Below are 18,844 nucleotides of genomic sequence, written 5' to 3' on the forward strand. Positions count from 1 at the left end.
TGTGCGTTAACCGCCACGCTTCTGGCCGTCAAGCACCTGCTTCAGCTCTTGCGGTCCCTGATAGCCAGGAATCATCATGCCGCTATCCGTGAGAATGGCTGGCGTACCCTGAATGCCAAACAGGATGCCGAGTTTGTACTGCTGCTCGATATTGATTTTGCAGGTCGCTGGCGCATCCATCTGCGGCGCATCGCCTTTCATTGCTGCATCGAAAGCTTTGTTACGATCGGCGCTGCACCAGATGGCGCGCATGGCTTTTTCTACCTGACCATTCAGACCTTCACGCGGGAAGGCCAGATAGCGCACGGTGATGCCGAGCGCGTTGTAGTCGGCCATCTGCTCATGCAGCTTGCGGCAGTAGCCGCAGGTGATGTCGGTGAACACGGTGATGACGTGCTGCTCTTTCGGCGCTTTATAGACAATCATGTCTGGCGCCAGCGCAGTAACTTTTTTGTCCAGCAGCTGGTTAGTAACGTTGATCGGCTGGGTGCCGCTGACATCATACAGCGGGCCCTGAATCATGTGCTTGCCGTCTTCGGAGACGTAAAGCACGCCGCTTTCGGTCAGCACCGTTTTGATACCCGGCAGCGGGGACGGCTGGATTTCAGCCTGCTGCAATCCCAGTTTTTTCAGCGTTTGCTGAATAGCGTTGTCATCGGCATGCGCCAATCCAGTGAATGCACTGACCAGCAGAGCCAGCATCGTTAGCTGCTTTTTCATCTTAAATCCTTGTTACCGCATCTCAAGCGCGCGGATGATGCTGTTGATGTAACAGACGCAGGCGCTCAGTGGCGACGTGCGTATAAATTTGGGTGGTCGAGAGGTCGCTGTGGCCCAGCAACATCTGTACGACGCGTAAATCGGCGCCGTGGTTCAGTAAATGTGTGGCAAATGCGTGGCGCAGCACGTGCGGCGACAGCTTTTCGCTATCGATACCGGCAAGGGTCGCATAGTGTTTAATGCGATGCCAGAAGGTCTGCCGCGTCATTTGCTGTGCGCGCTGGCTGGGAAACATCACGTCCAGCGTTTGCCCGTTGAGCAGCCACGGCCGACCATGTTCCATATAGTATTCAATCCAGTAAACCGCTTCTTCACCTAACGGCACAAGACGCTCTTTGTTGCCTTTACCGATTACGCGCACCACGCCCTGACGCAGGCTGATATCGCTGATGGTCAAACCCACCAACTCCGTTACGCGTAAACCGGTGGCGTACAGCAGCTCCAGCATCGCCTTGTCGCGCAGTTCGAGCGGCACATCAATGCTCGGTGCCTGCAGTAAGCGTTCGACCTGGTTTTCACTGAGATCTTTCGGCAGACGCTGCGGCAGTTTCGGTGCCGACAGCAGCGCGCTGGGATCGTCGCTGCGCACTTTTTCCCGATAGAGATATTGGCACAAGCGGCGAATGGCGCTGAGGGTGCGCGCCGAGCTGGTGGCTTTGTAGCCGCCCTCAACGCGTTCGGCAAGAAACTGCTGCAAATCAAGCGCTTCAAGCGTTAATAGCGTGCGATCGTGGTGATGCAGCCAGCCGGTGAGCGTTTGCAGATCCTGCCGGTAAGAGGCGAGCGTGTTCTGCGCCAGATTACGCTCAATCCAAAGCGCATCCAGAAACTGTTCGATCAGATCGCTGTCCTGCACTGTACTCTCCGCCCGTGTGAAATCGTGCTCATTATGCCTGAAAGTAGCCTGCTTCTGGTACAATTGCCCCCGAGTCAGGTTCAGACAGAGCATTAATTGCATGAATATTGGTTTGTTTTATGGTTCGAGTACCTGTTACACCGAGATGACGGCGGAGAAGATTCGCGACTTTATCGGTGAAGAATTAGTCACGCTGCACAATTTGAAAGATGACGATCCGTCGCTGATGGAGCAGTACGATTTGCTGATCCTCGGCATTCCGACGTGGGATTTCGGTGAGTTACAGGAAGATTGGGAAGCGATTTGGCCGCAGATTCCGGCGCTGAATTTGCGCGGAAAAATCGTGGCGCTGTACGGCATGGGCGATCAGGGCGAATACGCCGAATGGTTCCTTGATGCGCTGGGCATGCTGCACGAACTGCTGCAGCCGATGGGCGTGCAGTTTGTGGGTTACTGGCCGCTGGAAGGCTATGAGTTCACCAGCAAAAAACCGCTGACCGCCGATGGCACGCAGTTTGTCGGTTTGGCGCTCGACGATGTTAACCAGTTCGAACAGAGCGATGAGCGCATTGAGCAGTGGTGCGAACAGATTCTGACGGAAACCGCAGCGCTGCTTTAAGGCAGCGTTTGACCATCCCTTAGAAAACAGCAGGCGCGCAGCGTGCGCCATTCACCGGGCGGCAGGTTGTCATGCATTAACCATAGCCGCCAGCGTTTTCCCTGCTGATTACGCAGCACCAGCAAAACGCCATACGGCAACCAATCCGCCTTACGTTCCGCTCGCCAGCGCACGCCGCGCCACAGCCAATTGCCCTTCACGTCCAGCCCCAAATGACCTACGCGCTGTACCAGACGACGCTCGTTACGCCAGCACTCCGCCAGCAGCAGCACTAACACCGGCGCTTTGCTCCACGCCCACGCGTCAGGCCACTCCAGCGCCAGCAGCAAACCGGTGCACAGTAGAGAAAGCGTCACATTCAGTGCGCGCGCACTGCGTGACGCCCGCAGATCACATTGCCACCGGACCGCGTTCACGGTTACGCTGCTGAATCAGTTTCACCATACGTTTGAACTCGGGATCAACCGGTTCACCGTGATTCATCAACCAGTTGAACAGATCGGGATCGTCACTCTTTAGTAGCGCGATAAAAACCTGCTTATCGATGTCGTCCAGCGAATCATATTCAAATTTGAAAAACGGCATGATAGCCATATCCAGCTCCAGCATGCCGCGACGGCATGCCCATTGGACGCGGGCTTTGTCGTTAATTTCCATGTCTCAGGTTCCATGACTAAAAACAGTGGGGCTCAGTGTACCTGCTTTTTTTTCTCGCTGCAGGCGCTGTGCTTAACCCTGTGCAATACCTCGGCGTTACATCCCCCAGTTTGCAATGGGTATCACGCGATTTGTGCGCCATATTCAGTAAACAGGTTGCAAAGCCGCACTGCTCTTTTACCATTGCTACCTATTACCTCATTAATCAGGAAAGAGACATGTCGATTTTTACCCTTCCACCTCGCCAGCCTGCTGCATCGTCACGCCTGCCTTTAACCCTGATTTCGCTCGACGAATGGGCGCTGGTTAAGGTGCAGGGCAACGACAGCACGTCTTATCTGCAAGGTCAGTTGACGCTGGATGTCGCGGCGATGGGCGAGACGCAGCATCGTCCCGCCGCGCACTGCGATGCCAAAGGCAAAATGTGGAGCAACATTCGTCTGTTCCATCGCAGCGAAGGTTACGCTTACGTGGTGCGTCGCAACCTGCGTGAGCAGCAGCTTACCGAACTGAAGAAATACGCGGTGTTCGCCAAAGTCACCATCGTGGCTGACGATGAAGCGGTGCTGCTCGGCGTTGCCGGTTTCCAGGCGCGCGCCGCGCTGGCAGGCGTATTCAGCACACTGCCGGATGCCGAAACGCCGGTAGTACAGCAAGGTGAGAGCACGCTTTTGTGGTTTGATCAGCCAGCCGAACGTTTCCTGCTGGTGACCACGCCAGAACAGGCGAATGCGTTGAAAGAGAAACTGGCGGGAGAAGCGCAGTTCAACGACAGCCTGCAATGGCTGGCGCTGGATATCGAAGCCGGCATTCCGGTGATTGAAAGCGCCAGCAGCGCGCAGTTGATTCCACAAGCCACTAACCTACAGGCGCTGGATGCCATCAGCTTCAAAAAAGGGTGTTACACCGGCCAGGAAATGGTGGCACGCGCCAAATTCCGCGGTGCGAACAAACGCGCACTCTATTGGCTGGCAGGTAAAGCCAGCAAAGTGCCGGAGGTTGGCGGTTCGATGGAGCTGCAGATGGGCGATAAATGGCGTCGCACCGGCACCGTATTGAGCGGCGTGCAGCTGGATGACGGCAGCGTTTGGGTGCAGGTGGTGATGAATAATGATTTGGAGCCGGATAGCGTATTGCGCGTGGAAGGCGACGAAAGTGGCAAATTGACCATTCAGCCGCTGCCGTATTCATTAACAGAATAATTGCGGGCCGGGTCCGTACTAAACACGTAAGGTCGCCATTTTCGGCGACCTGGATTGAGCTTACATCACATAAAAATAAATCGCGCAGAAGTGCAATACGCTGCCGCCGAGCACAAAACCGTGCCAGATGGCGTGACTGTAAGGAATACGGCGCGAGACGTAGAATATCACCCCTAGCGAATAGACAATGCCACCGGCAGCCAGCAGCCAAATCCCGCCCGGCGACAGTTTGATCGCCAGCTGATAAATCACCACCAGCGACAACCAGCCCATACCGAGATAGGTCACCAGCGACAGCGCTTCAAAGCGGTGGGCAAAGGCGATTTTAAACAGGATACCGGCCAGCGCCAGGCTCCAGATCACCACCATTAAGCCTTGTGCCAGCGGCGAATTGAGCCCCACCAGCAAGAACGGCGTGTAAGTGCCAGCAATCAACAGATAAATGGCGCAGTGGTCAAATTTCTTCAGCCAGTATTTGGCTTTTTGATGGGAAATGGCGTGATACAGCGTTGAGGCGAGATAGAGCAGAATGATGCTGCCGCCGTACAGGCTGTAACTGGTGATCGCGGTAACGTTAGCTTGGGATTCAACGGCTTGTGTCAACATTAACGCCAGGCCGATGATGCCGAAAATGCAGCCAATTCCGTGGCTGATACTATTGGCGATCTCTTCTGCCAATGAGTAGCCCTGAGCAATAACTGGGGTTTGTACCATGAGGGGATTCCTGAACAACGGAAAAAGCGAGTGTGCTATTTCTGAGCAACCAGAGTAACCGGGATAATTTTCAGAGTACACATGTACGCTAAAATAAATCTGTGAGTGGGTGTGACAGGCGAGGATTTGAATGAATCGGTCGCCATGCATGGCGACACTCCGCACGGATACTGTTTTATGGGGTCGGTATTGATACCGGCTTGGTGATTATCGTCCGCCAGCCGCATCGATAAAGGTGCCCGTCACGTATGACGCGGCATCGCTCGCTAGCCAGGCAATTGCTGCAGCAATCTCTTCTGCCTGGCCGCCGCGTCCCATTGGCAATGCGCTCGCCAGGCGATCGACCCGACCCGGCTCGCCGCCATCGGCGTGCATGTCGGTATAAATAAGGCCAGGACGCACGCTGTTGACGCGAATGCCTTGCGATGCCACTTCCAGCGACAGCCCTTTAGTCAGCGTATCCATCGCCCCTTTTGAAGCGGCGTAATCCACATATTCGCCTGGCGCACCGAGACGTGACGCAGCGGATGACACATTGACGATGGCGCCCCCTTTGCCGCCATGATGCGTGCCCATGCGTTTTACCGCCTCACGACAGCAGATGAACGTGCCGGTAACGTTGGTGGCGAACACGCGCTGAATACGTTCGGCATCCAGATCTTCCACCCGACATTGGGTAAACAAAATACCGGCATTATTCACCAGCACTCGCAGCACGCCCTCTTGCTGGTCCAATTCGGCAAACATACGTATGACCTGCGCTTCATCGCCAATATCGGCCTGCAGCGCAAACGCACTGCCGCCCTGCGCTTCAATCTCTGCCACCACGCTTGCCGCTTCGGCTGCACGCTGACGATAGTTGATCGCCACGCGATAACCCGCCTGCGCCAGCGATAGTGCGGTTGCGCGTCCAATGCCGCGACTACCGCCGGTAATCAAAGCCAGATCCATTTTTGCCTCCACAAAAAAGGCCGAACAATCGGCCCTTTCATAAATATCACCCGCTACTTTAGCCTAAATAATTTGAGAGACAGCAAGGCGGCAAGTTCATTCATCCCCGGGAGCTTACATCAGTAAGTGACCGGGGTGAATGAGCGCAGCCAACGCCGCTGTGGCTCAAAGTATGACGGCTAAATTATTGGTATTCGCTCATTGGTACACACGAACAAAAGACATTGCGATCGCCAAATACATCATCCAGACGTTTCACCGTCGGCCAGTATTTATTGGCGCTACCGGCCGGGAATACGGCCAGCTCACGGGTATACGGATGCGCCCAGTCGCCAACGATTTCTGTCTGCGTGTGCGGTGCGTTCACCAGCGGATTATCTTCCAGCGGCCATTCGCCATCGGCAACGCGATCGATTTCCATGCGAATAGCCAGCATCGCATCAATAAAGCGATCCAGCTCGATTTTGCTTTCCGATTCCGTGGGTTCAACCATCAGCGTACCCGCAACCGGGAATGACATCGTTGGTGCGTGGAAACCGTAATCGATCAGACGCTTAGCAATATCCAGCTCGCTGATACCGGTCTGCTCTTTCAGCGGACGAATGTCGAGAATACATTCGTGCGCCACGCGGCCATCGCGGCCGGCATACAGAATCGGATAGGCCGATTGCAGACGGCTGGCAATGTAGTTGGCGTTCAGGATCGCCACCGAACTCGCTTGCTTCAGACCTTCTGCGCCCATCATACGGATATACATCCAGCTGATTGGCAAAATCGATGCGCTACCAAACGGTGCGGCAGATACCGCGCCCTGCTGTGTCAGCACGCCATCAATTTGCACCACGCTGTGACCTGGCACGAACGGTGCAAGATGCGCTTTCACGCCGATTGGGCCCATACCCGGACCGCCACCGCCGTGCGGGATACAGAAGGTTTTGTGCAGGTTAAGGTGCGATACATCCGCGCCGATGTAACCTGGCGTGGTGATACCGACCTGCGCATTCATGTTGGCGCCGTCGAGATACACCTGGCCGCCGTGCTGATGCACGATCTGGCACACCTCGCGGATGGTTTCTTCATAAACGCCGTGTGTTGACGGATAGGTCACCATGATGCACGACAGCTGATCACCCACCTGCGCGGCTTTCTCACGCAGATCGCCAAGATCGATGTTGCCTTGTTTATCACACGCCACCACCACAACTGACATGCCCGCCATCTGCGCCGATGCCGGATTGGTGCCGTGCGCCGAGCTCGGGATCAGGCAAACATTACGGCCGCCTTCGTTACGACTTTCGTGATAACGACGAATCGCCAGCAGGCCGGCGTATTCGCCCTGCGCACCCGAGTTGGGCTGCATGCACAGCGCATCGTAGCCGGTCAACTGCACCAGCCATTGCGACAGCTGGCCAATCATCTGCAGATAACCCGACGCCTGCTCAGCCGGGCAGAACGGATGCAGTTCGGCAAATTCCGGCCAGGTGATCGGAATCATCTCCGCCGCGGCATTAAGTTTCATGGTGCACGAACCGAGTGGGATCATCGCCTGGTTCAGCGCCAGATCCTTTTTCTCCAGGCTGTGCATGTAACGCATCATCTCAGTTTCACTGTGATGGCGGTTGAACACCGGGTGCGTCAGGAAGGCGCTTTCACGCACCTGACCTGCCGGAATCGCGCTGTTTTCCGCAGCAACGGCGGCATCCAACGCATCAATGTCCTGACCGTGCGCATCGCCCAACAGAATGGCGAACAGCGCCAGCACATCTTCACGGGCGGTGGTTTCATCCAGCGTAATACCAACTGCATTGTGGATATCGCTGCGCAGGTTGACGCCGAAGCTCTGCGCGCGGTTCAGCACCGCCGCTTTATCGGCCACTTCAACCGTCAGCGTATCGAACCAGCTGTTGTGGCGCAGCTTGAGGCCACCGTTTTGCAGGCCCGCGGCCAGAATGCTGGTCAGACGGTGAATACGTGAGGCAATGCGTTTCAGGCCAACCGGACCGTGATACACCGCGTAGAGACCGGCGATATTCGCCAGCAGCACCTGCGATGTACAGATGTTGGAGTTGGCTTTCTCACGACGAATATGTTGCTCGCGGGTTTGCATCGCCATACGCAGCGCGGTGTTCCCGGCGGCATCGCGCGATACACCAATAATGCGACCAGGCATCGAGCGTTTGTGCTCGTCGCGGCTGGCGAAGAACGCGGCGTGTGGTCCGCCGTAACCCATCGGCACGCCGAAACGCTGGGCAGAACCAAAGACGATATCTGCGCCCTGCTTGCCTGGCGCCTCTAGCTGCACCAGCGCCATGAAATCTGCGGCTACGCTCACCACCACTTTGCGGCTTTTCAGCTCGGCAATCAGTGAGCGGTAATCGTGCACTTCACCGTGCGTACCCACCTGTTGCAGCAACACGCCGAACAGATCATCGTGATCCAGCGCCTTGTCAGCACGATCAATAATCAGTTCAAAACCAAAGGTTTCTGCGCGGGTGCGCACCACATCCAGCGTCTGTGGATGGATGTCATCGGCGATGAAGAATTTGGTGGCGGTTTTCAGTTTGCTAACGCGCTTGGCCATCGCCATTGCTTCGGCAGCAGCGGTCGCTTCGTCCAGCAGTGACGCGGAAGCGATGTCCAGACCGGTCAGATCCAGCGTCAGAGTTTGGAAGTTGAGCAGCGCCTCAAGACGGCCCTGCGACACTTCTGGCTGATACGGCGTATACGCGGTGTACCAGCCTGGATTTTCCAGCATATTGCGCAGGATGACGGGCGGCGTGATCACCGCGCTGTAGCCCATGCCGATCCAGGATTTATAGCGTTGGTTCTGACTGGCAATGGCTTTCAGCTCTGCCAGCGCTTGCTGCTCGGTCGCCGCTATGCCTACTGCAGGCGGGCCTGGCAGTTGGATGTCGGCAGGCACAATAGAACTGATCAATGAGGAGAGCGAACTGGCACCAATCGCTTCCAGCATTAAGGCCTGTTGTTCCGGCGTAGGACCGATGTGGCGCTCAATGAAAGCACCGTTGTGTTCAAGCTGGCTGAGAGTCTGGGTCATTTGCAGTAAATCCTGAATCGGGCTGGGTCACAAAAATGGCGTTAAATCAGGCAGATAAAAAAGAAGGTGACGCAGCGCGCCACCTTCTGCCACTACCGGTTACTCGTCGATTGCGGCTTTATAGGCATCGGCATCAAGCATCGCGTCGAGTTCTGATTCGTCGCTGGCTTTGATGCGGAACAGCCAACCATCGGCGTACGGCGCGCTGTTGACCAGCTCTGGCGAATCGCCCAGATTGTCGTTCACCGCCACAATCTCACCGCTCAGTGGCGCGTAGATGTCTGAAGCCGCTTTCACCGACTCCGCAACGGCGCAGTCATCTCCGGCCGCGAAGGTGGCACCGACGTCTGGCAGATCGACAAACACCATATCGCCCAGCAGTTCCTGTGCGTGTTCGGTGATACCCACAGTGAAGGTGCCGTCGGCTTCTTTACGGACCCATTCGTGGCTATCGCGGTATTTCAATTCACTTGGCACATTGCTCATTGGCCATTTCTCCTGAAAAAAAATTACTGGGCAACCGGCTTACCGGCGCGAACAAAAATCGGTTTGGTAACTTTCACGGGCATTTCACGGTTGCGGATTTCCACAATCGCCTGCTCACCAATGCCGGCTGGCACACGCGCCAGCGCGATGCTGTAACCCAGGGTTGGTGAGAAGGAACCACTGGTAATAATACCTTGCTGCGGCTGACCTTGTTGATCGGTGAAGCGCACCGTTAACCCGTTACGCAGCACCCCTTTTTCGGTCATCACCAGGCCAACCAGCTGTTCGGTGCCGTGCTCGCGCTGCGCTTGCAGAGCATCACGGCCAATGAAATCGCGATCGGCAGGTTCCCAGCTGATGGTCCAGCCCATATTGGCGGCGAGCGGCGAAACGCCCTCATCCATCTCCTGACCGTACAGGTTCATGCCCGCTTCCAGACGCAGCGTGTCACGCGCACCGAGTCCAGCCGGTTTAACGCCTGCGGCCAACAGCTGCTGCCAGAAAGCGGCGGCTTCAGTCGCTGGCATGGCAATCTCATAACCCGCTTCGCCGGTGTAGCCGGTGGTAGCGATAAACAGGTTTTCGGCCTGCACGCCAAAGAAGGGTTTCATGCCGGCAACGGCATCACGCTGAGCGGCGCTCAACAGCGTTTGTGCTTTCTGCTGCGCGTTTGGACCTTGCACCGCAATCAGCGCCAGATCGTCACGCTCGGTCAGCTCAACGCCAAACGGCTGCGCATGCTGTTTAATCCAGGCTAAATCTTTCTCACGCGTAGCGGAGTTCACCACCAGACGGAAGAAATCTTCGCTCATAAAGTAAACAATCAAATCATCAATGACGCCAGCAGAGGCATTCAACATGCCGGTATACAGGGCTTTGCCCGGCTGGGTGAGCTTGGCGACATCGTTTGCCAGCAGATAGCGCAGGAATTCGCGGGTACGTGCGCCGTGCAGATCGACGATGGTCATGTGGGAAACATCAAACATGCCGGCATCGTTACGCACCGCGTGATGCTCATCCATTTGCGAGCCGTAATGCAGCGGCATCATCCAACCGTGGAAGTCCACCATGCGTGCACCGCTTGCCTGATGCTGTTCGAATAGAGGCGTTTGCTGAGTCATAACCATCCTGTGAAGACAAGTGAGTGTGACGCGCCTGCGTCGCCTAATGAGGCTGACGCAAACGTTCTCTTTGTGCTGAAGTTATCACCTAATGTGGCAATTAACCATGAGGAAAACGAGGGCGAAACACTACCACCTTTCATCAAATCATCGAACAGCGCCCAGCATAAATCACTGCATTATTGTGATTAGCCTCGCACAAAATACGACTAAATTACTTTCATGCAGCAAATTGAGGGAATACACGCCACAGGATTAAGAAATGGTCCGGCATGCGCAGGGCTATGACATGAATTAATCTAATGCGAATTAAGGCGTCAAATTAGAATAAATCAAACGAGGCGCGATCGCGGTGCATCGCTGCATCATTGGGGTGCAGCAAAGAAAAACGGCGCCCAATTGGGCGCCGTCAGCTGAGATGATTAGCGTATCCATCTGGGTAGATCGTTAAGCCCCATCGCCTGTTTCAGCATCAGCGGTTTAACGCCAGGTAACGTGTCGGCGAGCTTGAGGCCAACATCACGCAGCAGCTTTTTCGCGGGATGGGTGCCAGCAAACAGCTCGCGGAAACCCTGCATCCCCGCCAGCATCATCGCCGCACTGTGCTTGCGGCTGCGCTCATAGCGACGCAGATAGAGATGCTGACCAATGTCTTTGCCTTCCTGATGCAATCGACGAATTTCACCAATTAATTCAGCCGCATCCATAAAGCCGAGATTTACGCCCTGCCCGGCCAGCGGATGGATGGTGTGGGCGGCATCGCCGACCAGCGCCAAACGGTGCGCGGCAAAGTTACGCGCATAACGTGCCGTCAACGGGAAGGTTTTACGTTCACTTTCGACCTGACACAAGCCAAGCCGCATATCAAACGCCACCGACAGCTGCTGATTAAATAGCGCTTCCGGCATCGATTGCAGGCGTGCCGCTTCCTGCGGCGCGAGCGACCAGACGATCGAGCATAAGTGTGGATCCTGCATCGGCAGGAACGCCAGAATACCGTCGCCGTGAAACACCTGACGCGCAATCGCATCATGCGGCATATCGGTGCGGATGTTCGCCACCAGCGCGTGATGCTCGTAATCCCAGAAAGTCAGCGGGATATCCGCTTTATCGCGCAGCCACGAATTTGCGCCGTCGGCCGCCACCAGCAAACGTGCGCTCATCATGCTGCCATCCTGCAACGTAATGAAGGCTTCGTTGTCGCCAAACGCCACTTGCTGCAGCTGCGCCGGGGCAAACAGCGTAATATCGCTGCTCTGACTGGCACGCTGCCACAACGCGCTATGAATCACTTCGTTTTCAATAATATGGCCAAGATGCGATAAACCCTGCTGCTCGTCATCAAAGCTGATTGAGCCAAAGCTGTCCTGATCCCACACTTCCATGCCGTGATAGGCGCTGGCGCGCAGCGCCAGAATGCTCGACCAGACATCGAGCTTTTGCAGCAGACGTTCACTGGCAGCGTTGATGGCGGAGACGCGAATCGACGCATTGGCCGCCGGATCAAACTGTGGCTCGGGTGCTTTTTCCAGCACGGCAACGCGTAAGCCGCTGCCTTGAAGTCCGCAGGCGACGGCCAAACCCACCATGCCGCCTCCGGCAATTGCCACATCAAAAGTTTGCATTGCTGCCCCTTAATTCGTGCTTAACGCTTAACCCAGCCGAGCGTGCGCGCGGCAAGTGGATTTCGTAGCCAAGGCAGATGGTCCATCGCCACCAGCCCAAGATTTCGTCCTGCTACCAACGGCGCATAGCGGTTAGCAAACAGTCGGACTAAACCGTCAGTGACGCCAACAGTGGCGGCACGATCGGGCTGACGTCGCGCGGCAAAATGCTGTAATACCGCGAAACTGCCGGGATCTTGCTGCTGACGATATGCGCCTGCCAGCGTTTCCGCCAGCGACATCACATCGCGCAGACCCAGGTTGAAGCCTTGTCCGGCAATGGGATGCAGTGTTTGCGCCGCGTTGCCCACCAGCGCCAGACGATGTGTCACCTGACGTTCGGCGGTTTGCAGCGCCAGCGGATAATGCTCGCGTTGACCGGTATGCGTGAAGCGCCCCAGACGCCAGCCGAATGCGCGCTGCAGTTCTTGCAGGAAGGTCGCATCATCCCACTGCTTAATCGTTGCTTGCGCCTCAAGCGGGTGGCACCACACCAGCGACATGCGGTTGCCGGACATCGGCAACAGCGCCAGCGGGCCGTATTCGGTAAAACGCTCAAAGGCGCGACCCTGATGCGGCAACTGCGTCGACACGTTGGAGATAACCGCCAACTGCTGATAATCGTCGCGCTGCCAGGTGATACCGCAGGACGCGCCTAAAGGTGAACGCGAACCGTCGGCGGCCACCAGTAATGCGCCTGCCAGCTGTTCGCCGCTGTTCAACATCACCTGCACATTATCCGCCGTACGCGCTACCGAAGTTACATGATCCGGGCAGCGCAGCGTGACGCCTGACGCTTTTTGCAGGCGTTGAAACAGCCGCTGGCCGACATCAAACAGTTCAACCACCTGACCGAGCGCAGGCAACTGATGATCTTGCGCTTTAAGCGAAACGAAGCCGGTATGACCGCGATCGGAAACGTGAATATCGGTGATGGGCGTGGCGCAATCGGCCAGCGAGCGCCACAGATCGATATCCGCTAACTGCTGACAGGTGCCAGCCGCCAGGGCAATCGCGCGTCCATCGAAACCGGGATGCGCGCGGCTGTCGGGCTGGCTGCGCTCAATCAGGGTAACCGGCAGTTGGCCTTGCGTCAGATGTGAAATCGCCAGCGCCAGAGTCGCACCGGTCATGCCGCCGCCAGCAATCAAAATGCTCATGCGTGACGTGCCGCCGCCATCAAGGCTTCAATCGCGTCAGCGTCTTTGACTACGCTGTCGGTGAGATTTTCGTTGCCGTCGGCGGTGATGACGATGTCATCTTCGATGCGAATGCCAATGCCGCGATATTGTGGCGGTACTTTGGCATCTGGCGCGATATACAAGCCAGGCTCAACCGTCAGCACCATGCCCGGCTCAAGCACGCGGTCGCGGCTTGGCGTGCCGTAATGGCCGACATCGTGCACATCCAGCCCCAGCCAGTGACTCAAACCGTGCATGAAGAACGGACGATGCGCCTGCTCTTCAAACAGCGTATCGATGTTGCCATCCAGAATGCCGAGATCGACCAGGCCGGTAATCATAATGCGCACCACCTCGTCGTTGACGTCATGGATGCTGATGCCCGGACGGAACATCGATAACGCTTTGTAGAGCGAAGCCAGCACAATGTCGTAGATGGCGCGCTGCGGCTCGCTGAAGGTGCCGTTGACCGGGAAGGTGCGGGTGATATCGCCCGCGTAGCCGTGGAATTCACAGCCTGCGTCAATCAGCACTAAGTCGCCATCGCGCATTTCCGATTCGTTTTCGGTGTAGTGCAGAATACAGCCGTTTTCGCCCGAACCGACAATGGTGTTGTACGAGGGGAAACGCGCGCCGTGGCGATTGAATTCGTGATGAATTTCGCCTTCCAGCTGATATTCGAACATGCCCGGACGACAGGCTTGCATCGCTCGCGTGTGCGCCAGCGCGCTGATTTTTCCGGCGCGGCGCAGAATCTCAATCTCTTCTGCGCTTTTGAACAGGCGCATGTCGTGCACCCACGGACGCCAGTCGGTAACTGTGTCGGGCGCGCTAAGGTTTTGACGGAAGCCGCGACGCAGTTTGTCCAGCGCGCTGAACACCAGCTGATCGGCTTCTGCGTATTCGCCCTGCGCGTGGTAAACCACATCCAGGCCGTTAAGCAGTTGATGCAGCTGCTCGCCGAGGTCATCCCACGGCAAAGCGCGATCGACACCCAGTTTCGCCGGTGCGGCATCCTGGCCAAGGCGGCGACCAAACCAGATTTCAGCCGTCAGGTCACGCACGCGATTGAACAGCACACTGTGATTGTGCTTATCATCACTTTTGATTAAGACCAGCAGCGCCTGCGGTTCATTAAAACCGGTGAAGTACCAGAAGTCGCTGTTTTGACGAAAGCTGTATTCGGTGTCGTTGCTGCGCGTCACTTCAGGTGCAGCAAAAATTAACGCCGCACTGCCTGGCGCCATGCGGGCAATCAGCGCCTGACGACGTTGTTGAAACGTATCCAAGGTAATCATGTTTGCACTCCCTGTTGAAGACGGGCCACAACGCACCCGCATTGACGCGCTTAATGTAGCGTAGGTTTCTGTACTTCTGGTGCCGTTGGCTGATGCGGACGCGTGAAGGTGTCGTGGCACAGCAGAGCGGCAACGCGCACGTACTCAATTACCTCTTCGAGTGACTGCTCCAGCTCTTCCTGATCTTCATCTTCGTCATAGCCAAGTTGTGCGATGGTGCGCAGATCGTCAATCGCTTCGCCAGTTTCGCCGGTCACTTTCTCCAGCTTCGGCTGCGTGACACCCAAACCGAGCAGGAAGTGGTTTACCCAACCGGCCAGCGCATCCGCGCGATCGAATACCGTGATGTCATCGTCTTCCGGCAACATCAGCTGAAACATAAAACCTTCGTCTTCCAGCGTGGTCGCCAGGCTTTCATGCAGCGCCTGCAGCGGCTGAGACAGGCTCTGCGAAAATGCCATGCCTTCGTTGGTGAGATCGTGAACCATGGTTTTCCAGCTGGTATCCTGATTGCCGCCGCACAGAATCCCGGAAAGGAGACCATGCATTTCGGCTGGCGTCATGCCCACGCCCTGCTGTGAAAGGGCCGCGGCCAGCGCGTTGTAACTCGGCGTTGCGTTCTGTAAAGACATAAGCTTTGGTCGTCGTTGGCAGAATAAGTTCGTGTTATGCTACCACCAGGTGCCTCTGGGTTTCCAGAAAAGGGGTTGTAACTTATAACTCGGGTATATATAGTTTCGCACCTCCCAACCCATTGACCGGTAAGGGAGATGCGATCGAAGTAATCAGTTAGGATGGTGGCATGTCTGCACAACCAGTAGATATTCAAATTTTTGGTCGTTCGTTAAGAGTGAATTGCCCGCCTGAACAGCAAGATGCGCTGAATCTGGCCGCAGAGGATCTCAATCAACGGTTGCAAGATTTAAAAGTTCGCACTAGAGTCACCAATACAGAGCAACTGGTGTTCATCGCCGCGTTAAACATCTGCCACGAGTTGGCACAAGAGAAAGGTAAGACGCGCGACTATGCAGCAAACATGGAACAACGTATCCGCATGCTGCAGCAGACCATTGAACAAGCGTTAGTAGAGCAAGGTCGCATAACTGACCGCCAGGGCCCTAATTTTGAATAAAGCTTCATGGTCACTCATGCTATAGTGACGGTGAAGTAAATTTTCTCTGAGATGTTTGCAAGCGGGCCAGTCCCCTGAGCCGATATTTCATACCAACAGAATGTGACGCTCCACAATTTGTGCGCATGCTCGGTCCGTCCGAGAAGCCTAATAGTTGTGACGGCATGTTCACCTTGAACCAAGGGTTCAAGGGTTACAGCCTGCGGCGGCATCTCGGAGATCTCCATTTAGTAGCAAGTCTGTTTCCCCGGTTCGCATGATATAATCGCTTTTAAGAAGCGATTATTCCGGGGATTTAGATATCATGCCAGCGCCCTCCCTTCTCGACCGTCAAGACATCCGTCAGCATGTGCGCCATTTGCGCCGTAATCTCACGTCTGAGCAACAGGAACAAGCCGCCGATCAGTTGGCTGAACACGCCATCAACATTGCACCGATCGCTAATGCCCAACGCATTGCGCTGTTTTTATCTGTCGATGGAGAGATCAACACCCGCCCGCTGATCGCCAAACTTTGGCAGCAAAAAAAGCAGGTTTACTTACCGTTGCTTCATCCCTTCTCGCCGGGCAATCTGCTGTTTATCCGTTACACGCCAGAAACGCCACTCGCGCCAAATAAACTTCGCATCCCGGAACCGCCGCTGGATATCACGCAACTGGCCACGCTGGATCAGCTGGATGTGATGCTGGTGCCGCTGGTGGCGTTTGACTATGCTGGCCAACGTTTGGGAATGGGTGGCGGATTCTACGATCGCACGCTGCAAAACTGGCAGCAGCATGGTTTTCTTCCGGTGGGCATCGCACATGATTGTCAGCGCGTAGAAGCATTGCCGGTTGCCGCCTGGGATGTGCCGCTCCCCGCGATACTGACGCCATCGAAACTGTGGCAGTGGGAAGCGTGAGCAGGAAAAACAAAGGGCGCCAATGGCGCCCTGTTTAATCAGTACAGCAGACGGGCGCGGATGGTGCCCGGAATCGCCTTCATCGCCTGCAGCGCTTTATCCGCTGCATCCTGCTCAGCATCAATATCGATCACCACGTAGCCCATAATTGGCGTGGTTTGCAGATACTGCGCGGCGATGTTGATGCCCTGCTCGGCAAAAATCTGGTTAATGGCGGTCAGCACACCCGGACGGTTTTCATGGATGTGTAGCAGGCGGCTAGCACTCGCTGCGTGCATCGGCAGCGAGACTTCCGGGAAGTTAACTGCAGACAGCGTAGAACCGTTGTCGGAGTATTTCGCCAGCTTGCCAGCCACTTCGATACCGATATTTTCCTGCGCTTCCTGGGTCGAACCACCAATGTGTGGCGTCAGGATCACGTTATCGAACTCGCATAACGGAGAGTTGAACGGATCGCTGTTGGTCGCAGGCTCAACCGGGAAGACGTCGATGGCGGCACCGGACAGATGTTTATTCGCCAGGGCATCACACAGCGCCGGAATATCGATCACGGTACCGCGCGCGGCGTTGATCAGCAGCGAGCCTGGCTTCATCAGCGCCAGCTCTTCCGCACCAATCATGTTCTGAGTGGATTGCGTTTCAGGAACGTGCAGGCTCACCACATCGCTCATATTGAGCAGATCGGAGAGATGACGCACCTGAGTCGCGTTACCCAACGGCAGCTTGCTTTCGATATCGTAAAAGAACACGTGCATACCGAGGCTTTCTGCCAGCACACCCAGCTGCATGCCGATGTGACCATAACCGATGATGCCCAGTTTCTTACCGCGTGCTTCAAACGAACCGTTGGCGACTTTATTCCAGATGCCACGGTGCGCTTTGGCGTTGGCTTCCGGAATGCCACGCAGCATCAGCAGCATTTCGCCAATCACCAGCTCTGCAACAGAACGGGTGTTGGAGAACGGCGCGTTGAACACCGGAACACCGCGTTTCGCCGCAGCAGCGAGATCAACCTGGTTAGTACCAATACAGAAGCAGCCGACTGCTACCAGCTTTTCCGCGGCAGCAAAGATCTCTTCAGTCAGTTGGGTACGGGAACGGATACCAATGAAGTGCGCATCGCGGATGGAGGATTTCAGCGACTCCGCATCCAGCGCCCCTTTGTGAAACTCGATGTTGGTATAGCCTGCTGCACGCAGGTTTTCCAGCGCACTCTGGTGAACGCCTTCCACCAGCAGGAACTTAATCTTGTCTTTTTCCAGTGATACCTTTGCCATTTCCCGACCCTATTCAGAATTCAATGAGGACTACCATAAGGTAGCCTTCTGTCAAAATATCAAAAATTTCGTGCGCAGCAATACAAACGATTGCCTGGGAGCCAGCACGCGCCCACGCGGAGACAGCACAATGCCGTACAAAATCGTGACATCCTTAATGGACGAAGTACGAACTTACTGCTGATGAATCTTTTGTGACATAAGTCACCAAATTTCAGCCTGGTAAGAAAAGATGTTTTGCGGATGGAAATAACCGGCGCATTACGCGCGCCGGACAGATCATTTTACGATGGTTTTCACGCCTTCTGCGGTACCAATCAGTGCGACATCCGCACCACGTCCCGCAAACAGGCCAACGGTCACTACGCCCGGCAGCGCATTGATGGTTTTTTCCAGCTCAATGGGATCGAGAATACGCAGATTATGCACGTCGAGAATAATGTTGCCGTTGTCGGTAATGACGTTCTGGCGATACTCCGGCAAGCCACCGAGTTTGACCAGTTCACGCGCCACATACGAACGCGCCATCGGAATCACTTCAACCGGCAGCGGGAAATGGCCCAGCACATCAACTTCTTTCGATGCATCGGCAATGCAGACAAATTTCTTCGCCACCGCCGCAACGATTTTCTCACGCGTCAGCGCTGCGCCACCGCCTTTGATCATCTGCATCTGCGGATTGATCTCATCGGCGCCATCAACGTACACCGACAGTTCATCAATTTCGTTGAGATCGAAGATGTGAATGCCCAGCGCTTTCAATTTCTCCGTTGAGGCTTCCGAGCTGGAAACCGCACCTTCAATCTGATTCTTCATGGTGCCGAGTGCATCAATAAAATGCGCTGCTGTCGATCCCGTGCCTACGCCGACAATGGTGCCGGGTTCTACGTACTGCAGGGCTGCCCAACCTACCGCTTTTTTCAGTTCATCCTGGGTCATGGTATGTT

At 55.7% G+C, this 18,844-nt stretch carries 19 protein-coding genes and 1 other RNA gene; 5 read left to right on the top strand and 15 right to left on the bottom strand.

What is annotated here, in order from left to right:
• Positions 1-6: 6 nt before the first annotated feature.
• Positions 7-720: a bifunctional protein-disulfide isomerase/oxidoreductase DsbC gene (gene dsbC, locus K5Y33_RS17615; RefSeq protein WP_101761962.1), complete on the bottom strand. Its 714-nt coding sequence runs from the start codon at positions 718-720 to the stop codon at positions 7-9.
• Between the two features lie 22 nt (positions 721-742).
• Positions 743-1,636, bottom strand: coding sequence for a site-specific tyrosine recombinase XerD (gene xerD / locus K5Y33_RS17620; RefSeq protein ID WP_008108233.1), 894 nt, complete (start codon positions 1,634-1,636; stop codon positions 743-745).
• Between the two features lie 100 nt (positions 1,637-1,736).
• Here xerD and fldB point away from each other — a divergent pair, with 100 nt between their 5' ends.
• Positions 1,737-2,255, top strand: a complete 519-nt coding sequence (gene fldB / locus K5Y33_RS17625) for a flavodoxin FldB (protein ID WP_101761960.1) — start codon at positions 1,737-1,739, stop codon at positions 2,253-2,255.
• On the opposite strand, the gene K5Y33_RS17630 is transcribed toward fldB, so the two are convergent.
• Complete coding sequence (locus K5Y33_RS17630; protein WP_271461227.1) at positions 2,252-2,611, bottom strand: protein YgfX; 360 nt, start codon at positions 2,609-2,611, stop codon at positions 2,252-2,254. The genes fldB and K5Y33_RS17630 overlap by 4 nt on opposite strands.
• 34 nt (positions 2,612-2,645) lie before the next feature.
• On the bottom strand, positions 2,646-2,912 hold the full coding sequence (gene sdhE / locus K5Y33_RS17635) for an FAD assembly factor SdhE (protein WP_222234709.1): 267 nt from the start codon (positions 2,910-2,912) through the stop codon (positions 2,646-2,648).
• A 218-nt stretch (positions 2,913-3,130) separates the two neighbouring features.
• Between sdhE and ygfZ the strand changes: the two genes are divergently transcribed.
• Positions 3,131-4,114 (top strand): tRNA-modifying protein YgfZ, encoded by a 984-nt coding sequence (ygfZ, locus tag K5Y33_RS17640; RefSeq protein ID WP_222234710.1) that lies wholly within the window; start codon positions 3,131-3,133, stop codon positions 4,112-4,114.
• 60 nt (positions 4,115-4,174) lie between these two features.
• Here ygfZ and K5Y33_RS17645 read toward each other — a convergent pair whose 3' ends face one another.
• The 9 genes from K5Y33_RS17645 to K5Y33_RS17685 form a co-directional block, all read right to left on the bottom strand.
• On the bottom strand, positions 4,175-4,828 hold the full coding sequence (locus K5Y33_RS17645) for a hemolysin III family protein (RefSeq protein ID WP_222234711.1): 654 nt from the start codon (positions 4,826-4,828) through the stop codon (positions 4,175-4,177).
• 207 nt (positions 4,829-5,035) lie between these two features.
• Positions 5,036-5,779 carry an SDR family oxidoreductase gene (locus K5Y33_RS17650; RefSeq protein ID WP_222234712.1) on the bottom strand — a complete coding sequence of 248 codons (744 nt, stop codon included), beginning with the start codon at positions 5,777-5,779 and terminating at the stop codon, positions 5,036-5,038.
• Positions 5,780-5,963: 184 nt separating this feature from the next.
• Positions 5,964-8,837: an aminomethyl-transferring glycine dehydrogenase gene (gene gcvP, locus K5Y33_RS17655; protein WP_222234713.1), complete on the bottom strand. Its 2,874-nt coding sequence runs from the start codon at positions 8,835-8,837 to the stop codon at positions 5,964-5,966.
• Between the two features lie 99 nt (positions 8,838-8,936).
• A complete protein-coding gene (gene gcvH / locus K5Y33_RS17660) occupies positions 8,937-9,323 on the bottom strand; it encodes a glycine cleavage system protein GcvH (protein WP_192236450.1) in 387 nt (128 codons plus the stop codon).
• Positions 9,324-9,346: 23 nt separating this feature from the next.
• Positions 9,347-10,444 carry a glycine cleavage system aminomethyltransferase GcvT gene (gcvT, locus tag K5Y33_RS17665; protein ID WP_110867992.1) on the bottom strand — a complete coding sequence of 366 codons (1,098 nt, stop codon included), beginning with the start codon at positions 10,442-10,444 and terminating at the stop codon, positions 9,347-9,349.
• Between the two features lie 422 nt (positions 10,445-10,866).
• Positions 10,867-12,069: an FAD-dependent 2-octaprenylphenol hydroxylase gene (gene ubiI, locus K5Y33_RS17670; protein ID WP_101761951.1), complete on the bottom strand. Its 1,203-nt coding sequence runs from the start codon at positions 12,067-12,069 to the stop codon at positions 10,867-10,869.
• 20 nt (positions 12,070-12,089) lie between these two features.
• Positions 12,090-13,268, bottom strand: a complete 1,179-nt coding sequence (ubiH, locus tag K5Y33_RS17675; protein ID WP_222234714.1) for a 2-octaprenyl-6-methoxyphenyl hydroxylase — start codon at positions 13,266-13,268, stop codon at positions 12,090-12,092.
• Positions 13,265-14,587, bottom strand: coding sequence for a Xaa-Pro aminopeptidase (gene pepP, locus K5Y33_RS17680; protein ID WP_222234716.1), 1,323 nt, complete (start codon positions 14,585-14,587; stop codon positions 13,265-13,267). The genes ubiH and pepP overlap by 4 nt, the downstream gene beginning before the upstream one ends.
• A 50-nt stretch (positions 14,588-14,637) precedes the next feature.
• On the bottom strand, positions 14,638-15,219 hold the full coding sequence (locus tag K5Y33_RS17685; RefSeq protein WP_101761948.1) for a YecA family protein: 582 nt from the start codon (positions 15,217-15,219) through the stop codon (positions 14,638-14,640).
• 170 nt (positions 15,220-15,389) lie between these two features.
• Between K5Y33_RS17685 and zapA the strand changes: the two genes are divergently transcribed.
• From zapA to K5Y33_RS17700, 3 genes are all read left to right on the top strand, one after another.
• Positions 15,390-15,719: a cell division protein ZapA gene (gene zapA, locus K5Y33_RS17690; protein ID WP_007890288.1), complete on the top strand. Its 330-nt coding sequence runs from the start codon at positions 15,390-15,392 to the stop codon at positions 15,717-15,719.
• A 40-nt stretch (positions 15,720-15,759) separates the two neighbouring features.
• Positions 15,760-15,943, top strand: a non-coding RNA gene (gene ssrS / locus K5Y33_RS17695) — 6S RNA.
• An 80-nt stretch (positions 15,944-16,023) separates the two neighbouring features.
• Positions 16,024-16,620, top strand: coding sequence for a 5-formyltetrahydrofolate cyclo-ligase (locus tag K5Y33_RS17700; RefSeq protein ID WP_222234717.1), 597 nt, complete (start codon positions 16,024-16,026; stop codon positions 16,618-16,620).
• A 38-nt stretch (positions 16,621-16,658) separates the two neighbouring features.
• On the opposite strand, the gene serA is transcribed toward K5Y33_RS17700, so the two are convergent.
• Positions 16,659-17,897 (bottom strand): phosphoglycerate dehydrogenase, encoded by a 1,239-nt coding sequence (gene serA, locus K5Y33_RS17705; protein ID WP_176973613.1) that lies wholly within the window; start codon positions 17,895-17,897, stop codon positions 16,659-16,661.
• A gap of 279 nt (positions 17,898-18,176) precedes the next feature.
• The gene (gene rpiA / locus K5Y33_RS17710; protein WP_110867997.1) at positions 18,177-18,836 is read right to left on the bottom strand and encodes a ribose-5-phosphate isomerase RpiA; all 660 of its coding nucleotides are present in this window, start codon (positions 18,834-18,836) and stop codon (positions 18,177-18,179) included.
• Positions 18,837-18,844 lie beyond the last annotated feature (8 nt).

Origin of the sequence: Pantoea sp. DY-17 (assembly GCF_019795975.1) — a bacterium.
GTDB classification, from domain to species: Bacteria; Pseudomonadota; Gammaproteobacteria; order Enterobacterales; family Enterobacteriaceae; genus Pantoea; species Pantoea leporis.

Bases quoted from the DNA above. Each gene is read 5' to 3' on its own strand.
- dsbC (WP_101761962.1), bottom strand. From the start codon at position 720: ATGAAAAAGCAGCTAACGATGCTGGCTCTGCTGGTCAGTGCATTCACT.
- fldB (WP_101761960.1), top strand. From the start codon at position 1,737: ATGAATATTGGTTTGTTTTATGGTTCGAGTACCTGTTACACCGAGATG.
- sdhE (WP_222234709.1), bottom strand. From the start codon at position 2,912: ATGGAAATTAACGACAAAGCCCGCGTCCAATGGGCATGCCGTCGCGGC.
- ygfZ (WP_222234710.1), top strand. From the start codon at position 3,131: ATGTCGATTTTTACCCTTCCACCTCGCCAGCCTGCTGCATCGTCACGC.
- K5Y33_RS17645 (WP_222234711.1), bottom strand. From the start codon at position 4,828: ATGGTACAAACCCCAGTTATTGCTCAGGGCTACTCATTGGCAGAAGAG.
- K5Y33_RS17650 (WP_222234712.1), bottom strand. From the start codon at position 5,779: ATGGATCTGGCTTTGATTACCGGCGGTAGTCGCGGCATTGGACGCGCA.
- gcvP (WP_222234713.1), bottom strand. From the start codon at position 8,837: ATGACCCAGACTCTCAGCCAGCTTGAACACAACGGTGCTTTCATTGAG.
- gcvH (WP_192236450.1), bottom strand. From the start codon at position 9,323: ATGAGCAATGTGCCAAGTGAATTGAAATACCGCGATAGCCACGAATGG.
- gcvT (WP_110867992.1), bottom strand. From the start codon at position 10,444: ATGACTCAGCAAACGCCTCTATTCGAACAGCATCAGGCAAGCGGTGCA.
- ubiI (WP_101761951.1), bottom strand. From the start codon at position 12,069: ATGCAAACTTTTGATGTGGCAATTGCCGGAGGCGGCATGGTGGGTTTG.
- ubiH (WP_222234714.1), bottom strand. From the start codon at position 13,268: ATGAGCATTTTGATTGCTGGCGGCGGCATGACCGGTGCGACTCTGGCG.
- pepP (WP_222234716.1), bottom strand. From the start codon at position 14,587: ATGATTACCTTGGATACGTTTCAACAACGTCGTCAGGCGCTGATTGCC.
- K5Y33_RS17685 (WP_101761948.1), bottom strand. From the start codon at position 15,219: ATGTCTTTACAGAACGCAACGCCGAGTTACAACGCGCTGGCCGCGGCC.
- zapA (WP_007890288.1), top strand. From the start codon at position 15,390: ATGTCTGCACAACCAGTAGATATTCAAATTTTTGGTCGTTCGTTAAGA.
- K5Y33_RS17700 (WP_222234717.1), top strand. From the start codon at position 16,024: ATGCCAGCGCCCTCCCTTCTCGACCGTCAAGACATCCGTCAGCATGTG.
- serA (WP_176973613.1), bottom strand. From the start codon at position 17,897: ATGGCAAAGGTATCACTGGAAAAAGACAAGATTAAGTTCCTGCTGGTG.
- rpiA (WP_110867997.1), bottom strand. From the start codon at position 18,836: ATGACCCAGGATGAACTGAAAAAAGCGGTAGGTTGGGCAGCCCTGCAG.